Origin of the sequence: Metasolibacillus sp. FSL H7-0170 (assembly GCF_038593115.1) — a bacterium.
GTDB lineage: Bacteria > Bacillota > Bacilli > Bacillales_A > Planococcaceae > Metasolibacillus > Metasolibacillus fluoroglycofenilyticus.
The window spans coordinates 1,349,842-1,369,125 of the sequence record NZ_CP151964.1; the positions used below are offsets into that span (position 1 = coordinate 1,349,842).

Below are 19,284 nucleotides of genomic sequence, written 5' to 3' on the forward strand. Positions count from 1 at the left end.
TCTATCCTATGTAACGAACCAAATTATTTAAAATCTCATGAAAAAAGTTTGTCATCTGTGAAATCATAAACGGACCAAAAAAGACAATTGCTACTAACACGGCAACAATTTTTGGTACGAACGCTAATGTTTGCTCCTGAATGGATGTCGTCGCTTGAAAAATACTCACCATTAGCCCTGTCGCTAATGCAATAAGAAGTAGCGGTCCCGACGTAACAAGGACAACAAAAATTGCTCGCTCTGCAATTGAAATGACCATTTCCTGTGTCATTATGTATCATCCCCTAAAAACTTTGAAGTAATGATTTCATTACTAGATACCAGCCATCTACTAATACGAATAGCAAAATTTTAAATGGCAATGAAATCATAACGGGCGGTAACATCATCATCCCCATCGACATAAGTGTACTTGCGACAACCATATCAATAACTAAAAACGGAATGAAAATCATAAAGCCCATTTGAAATGCTGTTTTTATTTCACTTAATGCATAGGCAGGCACGAGCATTGTCAGCGGTATTTCCTCAATTGTTGTTGGTCGCTCTGCTTGATTGTATGCAATAAATAATTCTAAATCCTTTTGCCTCGTATGCTTAGCCATAAATTCCTTAAAAGGTATAGCGGCGCGATCATAGGCCTCTTCCAAATCAATTTCCTCGTTAAATAATGGTTGCAATGCTTGATCATTTACCTCCTGAAAGGTAGGTGCCATAACAAAAAATGTTAAAAATAATGCTAACCCTATAATCACTTGGTTTGGAGGCATTTGCTGTGTGGCTAATGCCGTTCTAGTAAAAGAGAGCACAATGACGATACGAGTAAAGGAAGTCATTAAAATTAAAATACTAGGTGCTAAGGACAGCACTGTTAATAAAAGAAGTAGTTTGACTGACGTTGAGACATTTGCTGGATCAAAATCAGAGAATGCAGTAATTAATGCCATCATTGCTTATCATGCTCCTTTTCTTTCCATTGCTCTAGTCCATTACTACGTTCTTTTTTTATTTCTGATAATCTTTTATCGAATATATTGCCAAAGCTTTCTACTTGTTGTTCCGTTTTTTGCTTCTGCTCTGATTTTTTCGTAAACAGCTCAACAATATGTGGTACTGTTGGCATCGTCAGTTGCTTATCTTCATACTGCGCCAAAATTTGCTCAATTTCTTCTTCATCTGAAAGCTCTTTTAATAGTTGAACATTGTCACCGACACCAATCATATAAAGATGGTTGCCTACTTGAATAATTTGAACGGATTTTTGTGCGCCAACCGAAAGTCCACCAACATTGCGAACAACACTATTTTGTTGGTATTTTACATTGCGTTTATTTAAAAATCTAAGCACACCTATCAATAAAGCAAGAACCAAAATAAGCGCAAACAATACTTTCATATAGCTCCATAAACTGAAAGAGCCAGATGCCGAGGCATTTTCATCTGTAACGGCATCTGTTTCAGCATCAATATCATCGGAAGATGGACTGTTCTTCAAATGATCAATAACATAGCCATCTTGCGCAGCGTATGCTTCAGTTGGTGAAAAAACGGCAATCAATACAAGCAGCATAACAAAAAAATACGCATGTAATGATTTATTTTTTAGCATTCTATTAACCTAAAGCTTTTTGGATTGCTTCAATTACTCGGTCAGCTTGGAATGGCTTTACGATGAAATCTTTAGCACCAGCTTGAATCGCATCAATTACCATCGCTTGCTGTCCCATCGCAGAGCACATTATTACAATAGCATTTGGGTCTGTCCCTTTAATTGCTTTTAGTGCCGCGATACCGTCCATTTCTGGCATTGTAATATCCATCGTTACTAAATCAGGACGTAATTCGCTGTATTTTTCGACTGCTTGTGCACCATCCGCTGCCTCGCCTACTACCTCATAGCCATTTTTCGTTAAAATATCTTTAATCATCATACGCATGAAAGCAGCATCATCAACAATTAAAATCTTTTTAGACATAATCAATTCCTCCAGTTTAAACTATCGTAAATTATTCAAGCGGTCAGCTTGACTTAAAATATCTGTAATACGAACACCGAAATTCTCATCAATAACAACAACTTCGCCTTTCGCAATTAAGCGACTATTTACTAAAATATCAACAGGCTCTCCTGCTAACTTGTCTAGCTCGATAATCGAGCCACTTGAAAGGTCTAAAATTTCTTTTACTGAACGCTTTGTTCTTCCAAGCTCTACAGTCACTTGCAATGGAATATCTAACAGCATATTTAAATTACGTGATTCTTGCTGTGATAAATTTGCTTGCTCAAAGCTTGCAAATTGTGCCGTTTGTACATTCACCTGCTGCTGTGGAGGCATTTGATATACAGGCTGCTGATACATTGGTGGCTGTTGATATGCCGGCTGTTCGTACATAGGTTGCTGATACACCGGCTGCTGCTGTTGTACAGGTGGCTGTTGCATTTGTTGCTGTACTTGCTGCTGCACCGGTTCGGAAGCAGGCTGTGTCGGCTGCGCTACAGCTTCCACTGCAGCTGATGCTTCCTCCTCATCAGTTTCCCCCATTAATGACTTTACTATTTTCTTACTAAAATTTAAAGGTAATAGTTGCATAATATTCGAATCGATTAATTCACCGATACGCAATCTAAAGGAAACGCGTACAAGGAAATCATCGTCCGGTATATTGTCTTTTCCTTCATCTTGAGCAATGTTCATTAAATCAATGGAAGGCGGTGAAATGTCTACTTTCTGATTAAAGATTGTTGACATCGATGTTGCTGCAGAGCCCATCATTTGATTCATTGCTTCCTGTACGGCACTTAATTGGATTTCTCCTAGCTCAGGCTTCGGATTTAAGCCGTCTCCACCAAGCATTAAGTCGGCAATAATTGCAGCATCTGACTGTTTAATAACGAGTAGATTAACACCTTTTAATCCAATCGTATATTCTACTTGAATTGCAACATATGGATGCGGGAATTCCTCATCTAATCTATTGCGATTAATCATTGAAATGCTAGGTGTTGTAATGTCTACTTTTTGACCAAGCAATGCAGATAACGCAGTTGCTGAACTACCAAAAGAAATATTACCTATTTCACCTAATGCATCCTGTTCCATTGGACTCAGATGGTCTTCTATTCTAACCTCATCAGCTAATACTGTTGCAGCATCCTCCGATGTATCTTTTTGATTTTCTAAAGTTTCACCTCTTAACAAGGCTTCAATCTCTTCTTGGGAGAGCATTTCATCACTCATCTTCGTCTCCTCCTTCCATAGGATCAATAATTTGAACAGCCATCTTTTTACCTAGTTTACCAGGTTGTATCGTGAATTTCGGCGTATTGCCAACTTTCAGTACGAGATGTTCATCAATTTTCTGTTCTAATGGTATAACATCACCAAGTTGCATCGTTAAGAAATCTTCTACTGAAATCGTTGTATTTCCAAGCTCCGCTACAACTGGTAACGCAGATTGCTTCACGCGTGATTGTAAAAAATCCATTTGCTCTGGTGAGTTTTGCTTCCTATTTGTCTGCATCCAATAGCGCACTGATAAATTAGGCACAATCGGTTCAAGTACAACGTGAGGCAGACAAATATTAATCATCCCTGTCGTCTCACCAATAACCGTATTTAGTGATATGACAACAACCGTTTCGTTCGGTGAAATCATTTGCAAAAATTGCGGATTTACTTCTAACTCAACAAGCATCGGGTCGATTTCTACAATACTTTCCCACGCCTCACGCATGTTATCAAACGAACGTTCAAATAAATTCGTCATAATTTTTTGTTCAATTTCTGTTAAATTATCGACATTGCTATGACTTGAACCTGCTCCCCCCATTAAACGGTCTAACATCGAGTAAGCGATGTTTGGATTAATCTCCATTAAAATATTACCATCTAACGGCGGTACTTCAAATACATTTATTAATGTCATATTCGGTATTGAGCGAACAAATTCTTCAAAAGGTATTTGGTCAACAGACACAACTGTTATTTGAACATAGGTTCTTAATTGTGCTGAAAACGATGTCGTTAATAATCTAGCAAAGTTTTCATGTATTCGGGTCAAACTTCGGATTTGATCTTTTGAAAAACGAAGTGCGCGTTTAAAGTCATAAATTTTCACTTTTTTCGTTTCATCTTCTTTTTTCATATCATCCGCTGACATTTCTCCTGTTGAAATCGCAGATAACAGCGCATCAATTTCAGATTGGGATAATACATCTCCTGCCATTTGCCCACCTCCATTTCAAAAGATGTTTCTAGTATGTTTATTCGGCAGTTATCTTTCGTTTTTAGCAACTGCCCTACCATAGGTAACGAGGGCGTTGCTATGTTTTAGAAATTAGTTGCAGCTAGTACTTTACTTATAAGTATGCTAGATTGCAAGTTAGCCAGCTCTACTGACTTATGAAAGAGGTTATATATACTTGTTGAACTGTACCCTCTTGCATAAATTCATTAATTTTCGTCTCTAGCGTATTTTCAAATGCTATTTTACCTTGCTTTCCTTCTAATTCTTTTAGCTCCATAGCCGATAGCTCTTGGATAGCGATGTTATTCACTTGAAATAGGCGCTTTTCTAATTCCGTTGCAGCCTCTTTGCTATCTGTTTGAATTTTTAGCTGCATAATAACAATGCGTTTATCAGCCAAATTCGTCCTAATTTCAGGAACATCTACGGACGCTTCTAAAATTTCATCAATTGTCGGCTCTGTATTTTGCGTTCCTTTATTTGCCTGTACATAAACGACAAACAGGATTGCTCCTACTAATATTATTGCTACTAAAATAATAATCATAATCGTTAACAGCTTATTATTCTTCATTCTCTTCACCTCGTAGATGCGGATTAGATAATATTTGTATATGTTGATAAAAGGTTTTTACCTTTTGGCGCACCTGCTCCTCTTTTTCTAAAACGATTAATTTACTGCCAGTTGTTAATGTAATCGTCGTATCCGGAAAGGATTCGACGGTTTCTATGTATAATGCATTTAACGTAAATGTTTTGCCATTTAGACGCGTCAGTTCAATCATTGAATTAGGGCCGGTCGAACGAAGTGCCGGCCCGACCCTCCCTTACAATGAATTATAATCAATCAAATTATCAGGCGTGTTGATTAGCTTTTTTTACAAGCAAGCCTAGTCACTCGTTGATTTCCGCTACGGAGGACACTTTCCTCGGGGTGCAGCTTTAACTAATTAATTTCGGTCAATGCCGAAATAAACGGATTTTCAGCACGAGGCCAATACGATGTTGGTCATGAAGACGTTGCTCCCTTGTCGTGGCGACCTTAGCCTCCCTATCTTTGTGTCCCGATGGAGTCCACCCCCTTCGTTCCAATCAACGAGTGTATGCCTAAGAGAAGGCATTTCTTCTAAAGAATACACGCTAATTAATAGACAATGTTTACATAATCAACACATCTGTCAAATTATCGTTTTAAATTTACAAGCTCTTGTAAAATTTCATCTGATGTCGTAATAATACGTGTATTCGCTTGGAAACCACGCTGCGCTACAATCATTTCTGTAAACTCTTCTGATAAATCAACATTCGACATTTCTAAAGAACCTGACACAACAGCTCCAATACCCGCTACTGTTCCTACTTGCGCGTATAATTCACCAGAGTTAGCTGTTTTTTGATAGTAGTTTGCGCCAACTTTCTCTAAACCACCAGCATTTGGGAATTTACCAAGGATTAATGTACCTGCATACATTAAATCTCCTTTATAGTCAACATAAGAGATTGTTCCATCTTTCCCGATACTAATATTTTGAGCAGTTGTAGGAATACGAATTGTTCCAATATCCCCCTCTTCAGGGTTTAAAGTCGCATCCTCTGGATCATATAAGTTTGCTCCTTCATCGCCAGATACAGCTGGTCTGTCGTCTAATAGTATCCCTTCATCTCCATCAGCATCAACAGAATATTCTTCCGCTCTAACACCAACTAAATATTTCCCGTCAGCATTTACTAAATAGCCGTTACGGTCCATATAGAAATTCCCTGCACGTGTAAATAAAATATTGCTAAATGCGTCTTCCCCTGTTTCCTCAATGATTCCTTCATCGTTTGGTGCAGTTGCATCTGCCACTAAGAAGAAACCATCTCCTCCAATTGAGAAGTCTAACGTACGTCCTGTATTTTGACGCGAGCCTTCTGTATGAATCGTATCAATTGCAGCAAGCTCTGAGCCTAAGCCTACTTGTTTTGGATTGACACCCCCGATAGTGTTCGTTGGACCTGAAGCACTACCTATACTTTGTGACATTAAATCTTTAAAAATTACGCGACCTTTTTTAAAGCCATGTGTATTTACGTTGGCAATATTGTTGCCAATTACGTCTAACTTTGTTTGGAAGTTTCTTAAGCCTGAAATACCCGAATACATCGAACGTAACATATTGTTTTGTTCTCCCTTCGTCTTATCAAATTCGTTTGTATTTTTTAGTGTGATACTACATCAGTCAGTCAGTAGCATCCAATAGGCCTCCTAAAAGGTCCAGCCTATAAAATAATTGTACCATCAATATTTGTGAAAATTTGTGCTTTCGCCTCTAAGCGGTCCATCGCTGTAATAACCGTCGCATTTTGGGAGCTGACAATAAGCGCTGCCTGCTCTATCAATACTAAAGGCTGCTTTACCCCTTTTTCATGTGCCTCAAATACTTTATCCGTTACTTGCTGCCACTCTGAATCCGAGATAATAATTCCACGCTCTTGCATGCGTTCTGTTGCATGCTTGCTAATTTTTAATTGCTGTCCATTGACTGCCGACTGTAAGTGCTCCATAAAGGATGTCGGTGCAGTTTGTTTTGCTCGCTGTGCTGGCTGTATCGGTGGATGATACGGAATGCGCTGAATTGAATTTATCTGCTTCATGTGCCCCACCACCTTACTCGTTATCAGCAGGCGATTCAGAATTTTCAGTTGGCTCTGTTGATTCTGTCTCATCATTTACTACTTCAAACTGATCTTGCGTTAAGCGAGTGCCATCACTTAACAAATAAAGAATTGAGCCATTTTTCATTGTGATTGCTTCAATAATTGCCTCAAGATTTTGTCCATCTACTTCATAACGAACGATTTGACCAATCAATTTGCTCGCTTCTGCAAATGGATTACCAGCTCCGGAAGTCGAATCCTTCCCGACAATCGAAGAAATATTACCGGCTGAAATCGTTTTGCCATCTTCTAGTACGAATTGTGGTTGGCCATCGACGAATTTCAACTCAACAATTGTTCCTACGCCCTCATTGGCAATTGGCATACCTTTTTCATCTAATTCTTCAGTCAACTCATGCCATTTTACCTCTTTACCAATAAAAGTAGTATAGGACATTAATTGTGTTTGTTGTTGTGATTCCACTAATACCTCTATTGCTTTTGTCATATTCTGCATCTGTTCTAGAGATGAGAACTGAGCCATTTGAGCTATAAACTCACGGTCACTCATTGGATTTGTTGGGTCTTGGTTTTGTAGCTGTGTAATTAATAGCTGCAAAAAAGCATCTTTACCTAACGTGCTATTGCCTGTTTCCTTTGTTGGCGGGTTGTAGCTCGAATGATAATAACTTTCTGGAATTCCAGTTGTGCTTGTATTTGTCATTCCTTACACCTCCTCGCTTAAAAATTCACTAAATGATTTTTTATCATCATCATCTTCATCGTTTTGTGTTTCTTGTTCTTCGTTTTGCTGTTGTTTAAAGAAGTTATTAAAGAAGCTTTGGTCACGCATATTGCGTTCTGCATCTTGTAGGGCTTGCGAAACATCAATACGCTCCATTTGAATGTTTTGTGCCGCAAATGCCGTCTTTAATTGTTGTAGATTCGAATCAAGTAATTCTTTTCCAACCGCTGTAGATGCAAGTAATCGCGCTGTTAGCATACCGTCTTTTTGCATAATTTCAATACGAATAGAGCCTAAATTTTCTGGATAAAGCTTTAGCATCAATCGCATCGTACCTTGCGTATTTGACAATTGACTGCGATTAATTAAATTTTGTATTTCTTTTAGTAAGGCTTCAGATTGTGCTGGACGCTCCGCTGGTAACGTTAATGTTACTGTTTTAACTGCTGTAGATGCTGGCTGTGATGCAATAGATGTCGGCTGTGAATTTTCTACTTCTTGCTTAATCACTTGCTGAAATACAACTGTTTTAGGTGCTTCCTGCACAGTTTGTTGTTGCGTTTGCGCTGCTTGCTGTAACTGTGGAGCGATTTGCTGGAACGCTTCCTTTACTTGTGCCAGCAGCCATTCTTGGTTATATACTGTATCTACTTTAGCGCCAATTACTTCCGCTAATTTCAATACAGCTAACACTTTTTCAGCCTGCTGTGGCGCTACTTGATGCTCACCTTGCAATGCTGACATGATTTGTGCTACTAAATTTGGTGCTTGCTCAATAAAAGTCCAAACATCCTCAATTTGTGCTTCCTCTCCAAGTAACTGTTGGACAATCATCATTAGCTCGTCTTTTTCAATATCTAAAGCTGCTGCCAAATCGTCTAAATTCATCATGCTTTCAACCGCTATAGCCTCACCTTCCACCTCAACAAATAAAAGTGCCTCGTCGTGGGGAATGCCCAATATTTCTAGTACGGATTCAAGTGAATCAGCTTTCATAAGCTGCTCAACTGCGCCCAGGTCCGTTTGAGCTGTAGTTGATGATGTCATTGTTGGTTGATTCGACGCTGCCAAAATTTCATTAAAGACCGAACCAAATTTTTCATTGCTAAGTTGGCCATTGGTAGCTGCTGACGCTGCCTGCTTTGGCATTGTCACTTTTGGAGACAATTGCTGAACCATTGCGATATTCATTTTTTTCCCCCCCTTTCAAATCATTGCTGTGCTAGTAATTCCGTATAGCGTGCTGCGTCTGCTGCTGGCATTTTTGTGAAAATAGCTGACAAAATATCCGGCTTCAAATTTGACATAATTCGCAGTGCCTCTTCATCGTTCATTTCTATTAAAATTGAGGCCGCTGCTTTTGCAGACATTTTTTCAAAAGTAGATAAAATTTCTTGGAAGTCCTTTTTCACTTCTTCTTGCTCGCGTTTTAGTTTATCGATTTCAAATAATAAACGCTCCTGCTCAATTAATAATTCTTCATTTTTTTCATTCGAAGCATCAATTTCGGATTGCAGTCGTGCCGTAATTGCTTCTTTTTCTTGCAGCTCTGCCTGCAATGCTACTATTTTTTGTTCTGTCATTGATGTGTTTTCTATTACTTCCTCTTTGTCTGTGTCAAGGAATGGAATTTTTTCTTTCATACTATCTGCGAATTGGAAAACATTCGTGTTCGTGAAATATGCTACGATTAATACAATCGTAATCGTAAACAACAATGGGATAATAAACAGCATAAAGAATTTTTGAAAAAATCCCGGTTTCTTGTCATCACGCTCTTCTTCATTTATGTTTTCAATCTGTTTTTTCGCCATGACATCACCTGATTTCCCTCTTGTTATACGCAAGCGATGATAGTTCATCTAACTGCTTTGCCTCGATGCGATTTTGTTCTTCTCTAAAGGCATCAAAATCTTTTTCACGCATTTTTTCAAACTTGCGTACTTCTAAATTTTTTTCCAGTAATTTTTGCTCATGCCAATTCATTTTTGAACGTGCTTGTACAACTTTTTCTTGGACATCCGCTATCGTTTTTTCCATGCTATCAATAAAGTTTGCATAATGGCTAATTTCATCTATCGAAGCGCCGATTGTTAAACGCTCCTGCTGAAAAGAAATTAAATCCTCTTTTTTCTTTAATAAGTCATACAGCCTTGTCGCTACTTCTTCAAAGACACGCACGGACTCCTTGTAAGCAATTTCTGATTCGTTTTTTTCCTGCTCACGCACTACTAATATTTTTTCGAATCGATATGTGTATTGCATTATGACGATACACCACCATTTGCTAAAGTAATTAATTCATTTACAGCTTGCTCTATTGACACATAATCCTTATAGCCTTGCTTTAAATAGGTTGTAATGAGCGGTTCATATTGGATTGCTTCGTCGATTTCACGCGACGTGCCTCGCTTATATGCGCCAATATTAATTAAATCCTCTGATTTCGCATACGTATAATACAATTCTCGTAAGCGCTCCGCTGCTTTTACATGCTCAGGCTCTGAAATATGGTTCATTAGTCGACTAACACTTTTTAACACATTAATGGCAGGATATTGCCCTTTATTTGCTAATGTACGGTCTAAAACAATATGACCGTCTAAAATACCACGTACTGTATCGGCAATTGGTTCATTCATGTCATCACCATCTACTAGCACCGTATAAAAGGCTGTAATAGACCCTTTTAAATTTGTCCCTGTCCGCTCTAATAAAGAAGGTAAAATAGCGAATACAGAAGGGGTATAGCCACGTGTTGCGGGTGGCTCTCCAACTGCTAAACCTACTTCACGCTGCGCCATCGCGACACGCGTTACCGAATCCATCATCAGCATGACATTCATCCCTCGATCTCGGAAATATTCCGCAATTGCTGTAGCTGTAAATGCTGCTTTTATACGCATCAATGCGGGTTGGTCACTTGTTGCCGCAACAACAATTGAACGACTTAATCCTTCTGGACCTAAGTCTCGCTCTATAAATTCTCGAACTTCACGCCCACGCTCGCCGACTAAAGCAATAACGTTTAAGTCAGCCTTTGTATTTCGGGCAATCATACCGAGCAATGTACTTTTTCCGACACCGGAACCTGCAAAAATCCCTACACGCTGCCCAGTGCCAATTGTCAACATACCATCAATGGCCTTTACACCAACTTCCATTCGTTCGCTAATTGGCGGACGTGTCATTGGGTTAGGAGGCTGTCGTTCTGTTTGTACTGATACAAGCCCTTTTGGCAATGTATAGCCATCGTATGGATTGCCCATCGAATCTAGTACTTTACCAATTAGCTCTGGACCCACTTTTATTTCTAACGGCTTGCTTGTCCCTTCCACTAAACAGCCGATTGAAATCTCACGCAATGAGGAGAATGGCATTAGGACAACAATTTCATCCCTGAAGCCTACTACTTCAGCTAATATTGTTTGCTGCCCATGCTGCACCGTTTGGACATGTATTTTACAGACATCCCCTATGGAGCTCTCTGGGCCTCGTGACTCAATCATTAAGCCTACTACTCTCGTTACTCGTCCAAATTTTTTGAATGTATTGAGATTGGGTATATGTTCAATTAATTGAGCCGTCTTCATCCATATCAGTCCTTGCTTGTTAAAATTTCATTTAGTTTCAAACGTAGTTCATTCAACTGTTCATCAATTGACACAACGATACGTCCGTGATTCGTTTCGATATAGCTTTCGGTATTTTCCAAGTCTTCATTCACAAAAAATAATAAAGGAACATCTGGCGGGAACATTTCAGCTAATTCATCACGATTTTTCGTAATTAGCTGATAATATGCTGGTGCTACATAAATTTTTATTTCCTTCATTTCCCGCGCCTCTTTTAAGCCGCGTTTTATGATTTCAGTAAATAATTCATTATCTCGTTCTAATGCCACACCAATAATGCGTTCAGCCGCAGTTAAAGCTAGTTCAAGCACAACAAACTCTTGATCATCGATATACTTTTCCGCATTTTGCTGCGCTTGTTCAATCGTCTTGTTGGCAATTTGCAGCGAATGCTCCATTGCTGCATTTGCTTTTTGAATACCTTCCTCATAGCCAGCAGCAAAACCCTCCTCATGGGCCTGCTGCTCTAGCATAAGCTTCTCTTCCTGCCAAATTTGCTTCAATTGCTCAATGGCTTGCAATTGTTCGTCACGATATTGCTCTAGCTGTTGACGTTCCAATTCAATTTGTTGTCTTGCCTCTTCTAAATACATTTCTCGCTCTGCATGAATATCTTCTAATGTTAGATTTTCGAGCTCTTCGATTTCGTTGTTTGCTTGAAAAACGGTCGGTTGAAAAAAATCCTTTATTTCAATTTTAACACCTTGCTCCGCTTCAGTTGACTGTGCTTGTATAGAGCGAATAATTCTAGACAATGACGTCATCCCCTCCACCACGAGCTATAATGATTTCTCCTGCGTCTTCTAAACGTCTAATAACAGCAACGATGCGAGACTGTGCATCCTCTACATCTCTTAAACGCACCGGTCCCATAATTTCCATTTCTTCTTTAAATGTATCTGCCATACGCTGTGACATATTGCGGAAAATAATATCTTTTACTTCATCAGATGATACTTTCATCGATAATAGTAAATCTTCATTTTCACAGTCGCGAATAACACGTTGAATTGAGCGATTATCAAGCGTAACAATGTCCTCGAATACGAACATGCGCTTCTTGATTTCCTCTGCCAGCTCTGGATCTTGAATTTCGAGTGCATCCAAGATTGTTTTTTCTGTTTGGCGATCAACCCCGCTAAGCACCTCAACAACTGCGTCAACGCCACCTGTTTCAGTGTAATCCTGCGTCACAGTAGAGGATAGCTTACGCTCTAAAACAGATTCAATTTCACTAATTACTTCGGGTGATGTCGAATCCATTACGGCAATACGCTTAGCGATATCTGCCTGAACTTCCTGCGGTAATGACGATAAGATGACACCTGCCTGCCCAGGCTCTAAATAAGATAAAATTAACGCAATCGTTTGTGGATGCTCATTTTGAATAAAGTTAAAAATTTGAGCTGGGTCTGCTTTGCGCGCGAAATCAAATGGTCTTACTTGTAATGATGACGTTAGGCGGTTTAAAATGGCCTGCGCTTGATCGCTACCCAACGCTTTTTCTAAAACTGTTTTTGCGTAGCCAATACCACCCTGTGTAATATAATCTTGCGCTAATGCGATATTATGGAATTCCTCAATAATCTCTTCTTTGACATTTGCTTCTACTTTTTTCACACTTGAAATTTCTAATGTTAAGCGTTCAATCTCTTCCTCGCTTAAATGCTTATATACTGAAGCTGACACCTCTGGTCCCAGTGAAATTAAAAGTAGGGCAGCTTTTTGCTTTCCTGTTAATTCCTTATCTCTCTTAGACATAGCCAACCCCCTAATTAATCCTCAGCAATCCAGCTACGCAACAACTTAGCAAAATCATCTGGCTTGTCTTTCGCCATTTTTTCTAATTGCTTACGACGTACTGTAGCTTCTGTTTCTTTTTCTTCTGCAATATCTTCAACAATGATTTTTTCCTGCTGTTCACCAATTGCTGATAGCTCCTCTTCCTCTCTACGCTTACGTGAACGTAGAATAAAGAATACGAGCAGTAAAATTGCAACTAATAACACCCCACCAATTACCCAAATCCACCAAGGAATGGCAGTTGCTTCTGTATCTGCCGCTACATCCTTACCGAAGAACGGTTGTACAGATACAACAATTTTATTAGCGATTGCTTCGTTCGTTAAGTCACCAGCAGCCTCTTTATCAAGCGTTGTACGAACAATCGACGTTAAAAATTGCTCGATATCTGCACGTGCCTCTTCTGATAATGAGGATAAGTCCTCTGGGTTCGGTGGCTCCACCATCACCTGAATACCAATATCACGAATTTTATAGGGACTCTCATGAATTTCTTTACGAATGCGATTGACGTCATTGTTAATTGTTTCTTCCATTCGTTCATACTCACCATCGCCAACAGCACCCTCTACATAATCAGTGAAATTATCTGTCACTTGACCTGCTTCAGGTGTTCCTGTAGCCGTAGCCCCCGAACCTGTATAGGTTTCTGTAATACGTTGGGCACTAATCGCAATTCCCGACATATTTTCTTCATCAACAGGTAGCACTAAGTTTTCTTGTCGATTTTCCTGTTTAAAGTCAATATCTGTCGTGACAGATACAAGCACTTTATCCTGCCCCATTAATGTGCCGAGCATATTTTGAACTTGACGCTGCAAGTCACGCTCAATTGTTTTCTTTATTTGCATCTGTCCATCAACAGTAGCTACAGAGCCAGCGCCAGATACCGCAGCATCCAAATCGTAATGCTCTGCATACTGATTCGTAATTTGAATATTATCTGTCGTTAAATTCGGAATGCTCTTTTCTACTAAACTATATAATGTTTTAATTTGAGCATCTGTAAACTGCTGCCCCGGTGCTGTTTCTAGCATGACCGCAGCCTTTGCTTCTCCTAGCCCATCCTGCAAAAAGACACCTTGCTTTGGCATGGAAATTTGTACGACAGCATTATTGACACCATCAAACTGTTTTAATAAATTCGCAATTTCGGTTTGCGTTGCAGCAAGCTTTAAAACATCGAACTCATTTTCCGTCATCCCGAATCCTGCGTTTTCTGCAAAAAACGAGGTGCTAATGCCACCTGATTGCGGAAAGCCTTGATTTGCTAATGATACTTTCAATGAATCAGCTTGCTTTGCTGGCACTAAAATATTAGTGCCACCCGCTGCGATTTCGTATGTAACTCCTTGCGCATCTAAAACATCTTTAATTTTTCCAACTTCGGACTGTGATAGGTTCGTATACATCGGAACCATTTCTGTACGTGTTGAAAAATATGTAAGCACACTTGCAAATACAATGATTGCAACAAGTGCGCCGAACATTGCACCTTTTTGTTTTTTTGTACGACTCGACCAAAAATTGGTCGAATCGCTTTTTATTTTTGTCAGTCGTTCATTCATTATGAATCCTCCGGTAATAGTGAATGCTATAATTAATTACACCTTGGCTGGCTAATCTTTAGGCAGATTTTTCGAGCGCGGGTTAGAACCAACTCTTTATAATCTACGACATTCGCCAGAGGCTTTAGCTTGATTCAGCGAGACTTTAAGTACCAGCTAAATAAAGAATGTGCTATTCTCGTAGCCATAGAAGTTGAAACCTTATGTACCTGATGCCTCGCTTTTTTGGCACAAAAAATTCTGCTGAATCAAAATAAATTCGCTTCGCTGTAACCGTTCATTATACACTCATTCGCATAATTTCTTGGTATGCCTCAACCGCTTTATTACGAATTTCAATTGTCGCATTTAGTGTAATGCTCGCCTTTTGTGCAGTAATCATTACCTCGTGTAAATCCACATTGCCACCATTAATCAACTTATTTGTCATCGTGTCAGATTGGATTTGTTGTTCATTCACTTGTGCAATGGCTTCTTTCAATGTTGCAGCAAAGTTTTGCTGTGCTTCATAAGGTGTTGCAGTAAGCTTATTTGTTTCTTGTAAGCCTTGCGTTGGAGTAAGCATCGATATAGAATTAATCGCCATATTTTATCACCTTTCCTTCCAATACGTTATTTACCTATTTCTAAAGCTTTTGTCAACATCGATTTATTGGCATTGAATACTGTTATGTTTGCTTCATAGGAGCGTGTTGCCGAGATTAAATCGACCATTTCTTTTAACGGATCTACATTCGCCATTCTTACATAGCCATTTTCGTCTGCGTCGATATGTGTCGGATCATAGACAAGCTTAAATGGCGTTTCGTTATCCTCTTTAATTTGTGATACTTTCACACCATTTCCGACACCTTGCTTCGTCGTTTTCCCCATCGCTACATTTAGGAAGTTGGAAAATTGCCCTTCTTGTGCTGTTAAAGTAACTGTTTTACGGCGGTACGGCTCCCATTCACCATTTACTTGTTTAGCGCGTGTCGTATCCATATTAGCCATATTGGAAGAAATAACATCCATACGGAGGCGTTGTGCGGTTAAAGCGGAGGCCGTTGTATTCATGCTGTGAAAAATTGTCATACTTATTTCCCTCCTTTAATGACTGTATTTAATGTATTTAGCTTTCCGTTCACGCGGTCTATAAGCGCGTTGTAGTAAATTGTATTTTCAGCTAATTTCGCTTGCTCTGCATCCATATTTACACCATTGCCATTATGACGAGCACGTAAATTTGCGTAATCAAATACACCTGATTCAAATTGCTTAAACTGAAAATCATAATGACGAATATCATTTTTATTTGCGGCAATTGTTGCATGCCTTGCATTCTCTAGCATGCTTTTAAAGCTTACATCTTTCGCCTTATAATTTGGCGTATCGACATTCGCTATATTATTAGCGATTGTTTTATGTTTTAAAGTTGCATATGAAAGACCGTTTTCTAAATTGCGAATTGTTCCTCCGAATAAATCCAAGCCATTCACCTCTTTTATATATATAGGGTATTCGTCACATTTCGATATAGGTGTTATTAGTTTAATTGTAATTAAGTTAATCCATAGTGTCTATTGTCTTTTAGCTTTTTTAGATAGTCTATAAGAACTATTTTGTTCCATTTTCTCCTCTCCCTTGTCGAAGATTAGAAATGGAATTTATTTGAAAATGATATTTTATTGTCAAGGTTCTACAAATTTTATCAAAAAACACATTATGTATCGCTTACCTCTTAACGAAATCTAAACCAAAAAACCCATTTTTTGTACCAGACTGTTTGGACTAAGTGAAAAAAAGGTCTTATGGGTTTGCCACAAGACCTTTTTACATTTACTTCATTTTGATTTCAGCTAATGCTACTAAAAATTTATCATTTAACACTTTAATATAAGTGCCTTTCATCCCAAGTGAACGAGATTCGATTACTCCAGCAGACTCTAACTTACGTAATGCGTTAACAATAACCGAACGCGTAATCCCCACACGGTCTGCAATTTTTGAAGCTACAAGTAACCCTTCATGACCATCTAACTCCTCAAAAATATGCTCAATTGCTTCAAGCTCAGAGTATGATAATGAATTAATCGCCATTTGTACAACAGCTTTCGAGCGAGCCTCTTCCTCAATAACCTCAGCTTTTTCACGTAAAATTTCCATGCCAACTACAGTTGCACCGTACTCCGCTAAAATTAAGTCATCATCGTTAAATTCATCGTTAATACGAGCAAGAATTAGTGTGCCTAGGCGCTCACCACCGCCAATAATCGGCACAATTGTCGTTAAGCCAGAAGCAAATAAATCTTTATTTTCAACTGGGAATGCCGTATGTTGATTGTTAATATCTAAGTTTGGCGACGTTTCTGTGATGTTAAAAAGGTTTTGCGTATATTCTTCTGGGAATTGACGCTCTGCAAACATTTTCTTCATGCGCTCATTTTCGATTTGTTGATGGATTGATAGACCTAAAAGCTTGCCTTTACGACTAACAATAAAGACGTTAGAATCGATAATATCGCCTAATGTATCTGCCATTTCTTTGAAATTTACTGGCTTACCAGCAGATGCTTGTAGCAGTGCATTAATTTTTCTTGTTTTTGATAATAAATTCATTTTTTATAGTCCTCCTAAGGCTATTTCTCTATTTACGTAATATTCTAAAGGTTTTTATAATTTATAGCAATTATCTATATTGTAAAGTTCTTTACAGCAATTGTTATCTATAAAATAAATTGTGACAAGTCTTTATTTTTTACGATATTGCCTAATTTCTGATCGACATAGGCTGGTGTTATCTCAATATGCGCTGGTGCAATTTCTGATGCTTCGAAGGAGAGCTCTTCTAATAGGCGCTCTAAAATTGTATGCAAACGTCTAGCACCAATATTATCCGTTTCTTGATTTACTTCCGTTGCAATTTCGGCTATGCGATCGATTGCATCCTCCGAAAAGTCAATCGTGACAGCTTCCGTTTCTAAAAGGGCTTTATATTGTAAAATAAGCGATTGGTCTGGCTCCTGTAAAATACGTACAAAGTCAGCCTTTGTCAGCTTCTCAAGTTCTACACGAATTGGGAAGCGCCCTTGTAGCTCAGGTATTAAATCGCTCGGTTTGGACATATGGAATGCACCAGCCGCTACAAATAAAATATAATCCGTTTTTACAGGACCATATTTTGTTGTTACTGTAGAGCCTTCAACGATTGGTAAAATATCACGTTGCACTCCCTCACGTGAAACATTCGCTGAGGAACCGCTATCCTTACTCGCAATTTTATCAATTTCATCAATAAAGATAATACCTGTCTGCTCAGCACGATGAATTGCTTCGGCAGTTAACTCATCCGTATCAATTAATTTGTTTGCCTCCTCTAACGCTAAAATGCGACGTGCGTCTTTTACCTGCACCTTTCGCTTCTTCGTTTTCTTAGGCATTAAATTGGTCAACATATCTTGCATGCCACTCATCTGCATTTCCATACCAGGCATATCAAGTAACGGTGCTGCCTGCTCAGTTACTTCGATTGTTACCCATTGATTTTCAAGCTTCCCCTCTGCTAAATCTGCTGCAATTTGACTACGGCGTGAGCGAACTTCCGCTTCTTCCGTCGAATTTTCATCTTCCGCCTGCTCTGGCTTTTGTCCAAAAAGCATTTCCCATGGGTTTTGCTGCGCTTTCGCTTTCTTTTTTGAAGGTGCAAGCAATTTAACAATTGCTTGATTTGCTAGCTTTTCTGCCTCATCTTGAACTGTAGCAAGCATTTCTTCTTTGACAAGACGCAAAGAAGCTTCAACTAAATCGCGAACCATTGATTCTACATCGCGACCTACATAGCCTACTTCTGTAAATTTCGTCGCCTCTACTTTAATAAACGGCGCTTTCGTTAATTTGGCAATGCGCCTTGCGATTTCAGTTTTCCCAACACCTGTTGGACCAATCATTAAAATGTTCTTTGGGATAATTTCATTTTTCATTTCATCATTCAACAAAGAGCGACGATAGCGATTACGAAGCGCAATAGCTACTGCACGCTTTGCCTCATTTTGTCCAACGATGTATCGATTCAAGTGCTCAGTAATTTGTCTTGGCGTTAAATTAGTCGTCATTATAGCGCCTCCACGATAATATTATGGTTTGTAAATACACAAATATCAGCTGCTGTCGTTAAAGCTGCTTCCGCTATTTGCTGTGCCGTTAAATGCTCACCTGCATGCTTTTTCAAGGCACGCCCTGCTGATAATGCATAGTTGCCGCCTGAACCAATTGCTAAAATGCCATCGTCAGGCTCGATGACCTCACCTGTGCCAGATACTAGAAGTAAGGTTGACTGGTCCATGACGAGAAGCATCGCCTCTAATTGACGCAACATTTTATCACCACGCCACTGCTTCGCTACTTCGACAGCTGCACGCTGTAAATTGCCGTTATACTCATTAAGCTTACCTTCAAACATCTCAAACAAAGTAAAAGCATCAGCCACTGAACCAGCGAAGCCTGCTAGCACCTTGCCATTAAACAGACGTCTGACCTTTCTTGCTGTATGTTTCATCACAACAGCATTTCCTAGTGTTACTTGACCATCTCCAGCCATTGCACAGCCACCATTATGGTGAATGGCAAAAATCGTTGTGGCATGTATTTGCCCCATATTGATTCCTCC

General features: G+C 39.1%; 24 protein-coding genes. All 24 read right to left on the minus strand.

Translation table 11 applies throughout. The features are described 5' to 3' along the window. Position 1: 1 nt before the first annotated feature. The 24 genes from fliQ to hslV all read right to left on the minus strand — a co-directional run bounded on the left by fliQ (position 2) and on the right by hslV (position 19,272). On the minus strand, positions 2-271 hold the full coding sequence (gene fliQ / locus MHH70_RS06425) for a flagellar biosynthesis protein FliQ (protein WP_066170064.1): 270 nt from the start codon (positions 269-271) through the stop codon (positions 2-4). 13 nt (positions 272-284) lie between these two features. Next, entirely contained in the window at positions 285-950 is a 666-nt protein-coding gene (gene fliP, locus MHH70_RS06430; RefSeq protein ID WP_066170061.1) for a flagellar type III secretion system pore protein FliP, read from the minus strand. Continuing rightward, complete coding sequence (locus tag MHH70_RS06435) at positions 947-1,609, minus strand: flagellar biosynthetic protein FliO (RefSeq protein WP_342472847.1); 663 nt, start codon at positions 1,607-1,609, stop codon at positions 947-949. The genes fliP and MHH70_RS06435 overlap by 4 nt, the downstream gene beginning before the upstream one ends. Before the next feature lie 4 nt (positions 1,610-1,613). Continuing rightward, positions 1,614-1,976 (minus strand): response regulator, encoded by a 363-nt coding sequence (locus tag MHH70_RS06440; protein WP_066170053.1) that lies wholly within the window; start codon positions 1,974-1,976, stop codon positions 1,614-1,616. A 21-nt stretch (positions 1,977-1,997) separates the two neighbouring features. After that, positions 1,998-3,239 (minus strand): flagellar motor switch phosphatase FliY, encoded by a 1,242-nt coding sequence (gene fliY / locus MHH70_RS06445; RefSeq protein WP_342472848.1) that lies wholly within the window; start codon positions 3,237-3,239, stop codon positions 1,998-2,000. After that, positions 3,232-4,227, minus strand: a complete 996-nt coding sequence (gene fliM, locus MHH70_RS06450; RefSeq protein WP_342472849.1) for a flagellar motor switch protein FliM — start codon at positions 4,225-4,227, stop codon at positions 3,232-3,234. Before fliM ends, fliY begins: the two co-directional genes overlap by 8 nt. A 166-nt stretch (positions 4,228-4,393) precedes the next feature. Next, entirely contained in the window at positions 4,394-4,822 is a 429-nt protein-coding gene (gene fliL / locus MHH70_RS06455) for a flagellar basal body-associated protein FliL (RefSeq protein ID WP_066170046.1), read from the minus strand. Then, on the minus strand, positions 4,812-5,033 hold the full coding sequence (locus MHH70_RS06460) for a flagellar FlbD family protein (RefSeq protein ID WP_066170043.1): 222 nt from the start codon (positions 5,031-5,033) through the stop codon (positions 4,812-4,814). Before MHH70_RS06460 ends, fliL begins: the two co-directional genes overlap by 11 nt. Positions 5,034-5,431: 398 nt before the next feature. Continuing rightward, positions 5,432-6,406 carry a flagellar basal body rod protein FlgG gene (gene flgG / locus MHH70_RS06465; RefSeq protein ID WP_066170041.1) on the minus strand — a complete coding sequence of 325 codons (975 nt, stop codon included), beginning with the start codon at positions 6,404-6,406 and terminating at the stop codon, positions 5,432-5,434. Positions 6,407-6,510: 104 nt separating this feature from the next. Next, positions 6,511-6,885, minus strand: coding sequence for a TIGR02530 family flagellar biosynthesis protein (locus MHH70_RS06470; RefSeq protein ID WP_107942290.1), 375 nt, complete (start codon positions 6,883-6,885; stop codon positions 6,511-6,513). 13 nt (positions 6,886-6,898) lie between these two features. Then, positions 6,899-7,612 carry a flagellar hook assembly protein FlgD gene (gene flgD / locus MHH70_RS06475; protein ID WP_107942289.1) on the minus strand — a complete coding sequence of 238 codons (714 nt, stop codon included), beginning with the start codon at positions 7,610-7,612 and terminating at the stop codon, positions 6,899-6,901. Positions 7,613-7,615: 3 nt separating this feature from the next. Continuing rightward, complete coding sequence (locus MHH70_RS06480) at positions 7,616-8,824, minus strand: flagellar hook-length control protein FliK (RefSeq protein WP_342472850.1); 1,209 nt, start codon at positions 8,822-8,824, stop codon at positions 7,616-7,618. Between the two features lie 20 nt (positions 8,825-8,844). Next, positions 8,845-9,447 (minus strand): hypothetical protein, encoded by a 603-nt coding sequence (locus tag MHH70_RS06485; RefSeq protein ID WP_342472851.1) that lies wholly within the window; start codon positions 9,445-9,447, stop codon positions 8,845-8,847. Positions 9,448-9,451: 4 nt separating this feature from the next. After that, positions 9,452-9,901, minus strand: a complete 450-nt coding sequence (gene fliJ / locus MHH70_RS06490) for a flagellar export protein FliJ (protein ID WP_201261918.1) — start codon at positions 9,899-9,901, stop codon at positions 9,452-9,454. Next, positions 9,898-11,226: a flagellar protein export ATPase FliI gene (fliI, locus tag MHH70_RS06495; RefSeq protein WP_342472853.1), complete on the minus strand. Its 1,329-nt coding sequence runs from the start codon at positions 11,224-11,226 to the stop codon at positions 9,898-9,900. The genes fliJ and fliI overlap by 4 nt, the downstream gene beginning before the upstream one ends. 5 nt (positions 11,227-11,231) lie before the next feature. Continuing rightward, positions 11,232-12,032 carry a flagellar assembly protein FliH gene (gene fliH / locus MHH70_RS06500; RefSeq protein WP_342472854.1) on the minus strand — a complete coding sequence of 267 codons (801 nt, stop codon included), beginning with the start codon at positions 12,030-12,032 and terminating at the stop codon, positions 11,232-11,234. Beyond that, complete coding sequence (gene fliG, locus MHH70_RS06505) at positions 12,016-13,029, minus strand: flagellar motor switch protein FliG (protein ID WP_066170017.1); 1,014 nt, start codon at positions 13,027-13,029, stop codon at positions 12,016-12,018. The genes fliH and fliG overlap by 17 nt, the downstream gene beginning before the upstream one ends. 14 nt (positions 13,030-13,043) lie before the next feature. Next, positions 13,044-14,639, minus strand: a complete 1,596-nt coding sequence (gene fliF, locus MHH70_RS06510; protein ID WP_342472855.1) for a flagellar basal-body MS-ring/collar protein FliF — start codon at positions 14,637-14,639, stop codon at positions 13,044-13,046. A gap of 280 nt (positions 14,640-14,919) precedes the next feature. After that, a complete protein-coding gene (gene fliE, locus MHH70_RS06515) occupies positions 14,920-15,225 on the minus strand; it encodes a flagellar hook-basal body complex protein FliE (protein WP_066170012.1) in 306 nt (101 codons plus the stop codon). A gap of 26 nt (positions 15,226-15,251) precedes the next feature. After that, positions 15,252-15,713, minus strand: coding sequence for a flagellar basal body rod protein FlgC (gene flgC / locus MHH70_RS06520; protein WP_066170009.1), 462 nt, complete (start codon positions 15,711-15,713; stop codon positions 15,252-15,254). 2 nt (positions 15,714-15,715) lie between these two features. Next, positions 15,716-16,108, minus strand: coding sequence for a flagellar basal body rod protein FlgB (gene flgB / locus MHH70_RS06525; protein WP_342472856.1), 393 nt, complete (start codon positions 16,106-16,108; stop codon positions 15,716-15,718). A gap of 349 nt (positions 16,109-16,457) precedes the next feature. After that, entirely contained in the window at positions 16,458-17,237 is a 780-nt protein-coding gene (gene codY, locus MHH70_RS06530; protein ID WP_066170004.1) for a GTP-sensing pleiotropic transcriptional regulator CodY, read from the minus strand. Between the two features lie 107 nt (positions 17,238-17,344). Further along, complete coding sequence (gene hslU / locus MHH70_RS06535; RefSeq protein WP_107942284.1) at positions 17,345-18,733, minus strand: ATP-dependent protease ATPase subunit HslU; 1,389 nt, start codon at positions 18,731-18,733, stop codon at positions 17,345-17,347. Then, positions 18,730-19,272, minus strand: a complete 543-nt coding sequence (gene hslV, locus MHH70_RS06540) for an ATP-dependent protease subunit HslV (RefSeq protein WP_066169998.1) — start codon at positions 19,270-19,272, stop codon at positions 18,730-18,732. The genes hslU and hslV overlap by 4 nt, the downstream gene beginning before the upstream one ends. Positions 19,273-19,284 lie beyond the last annotated feature (12 nt).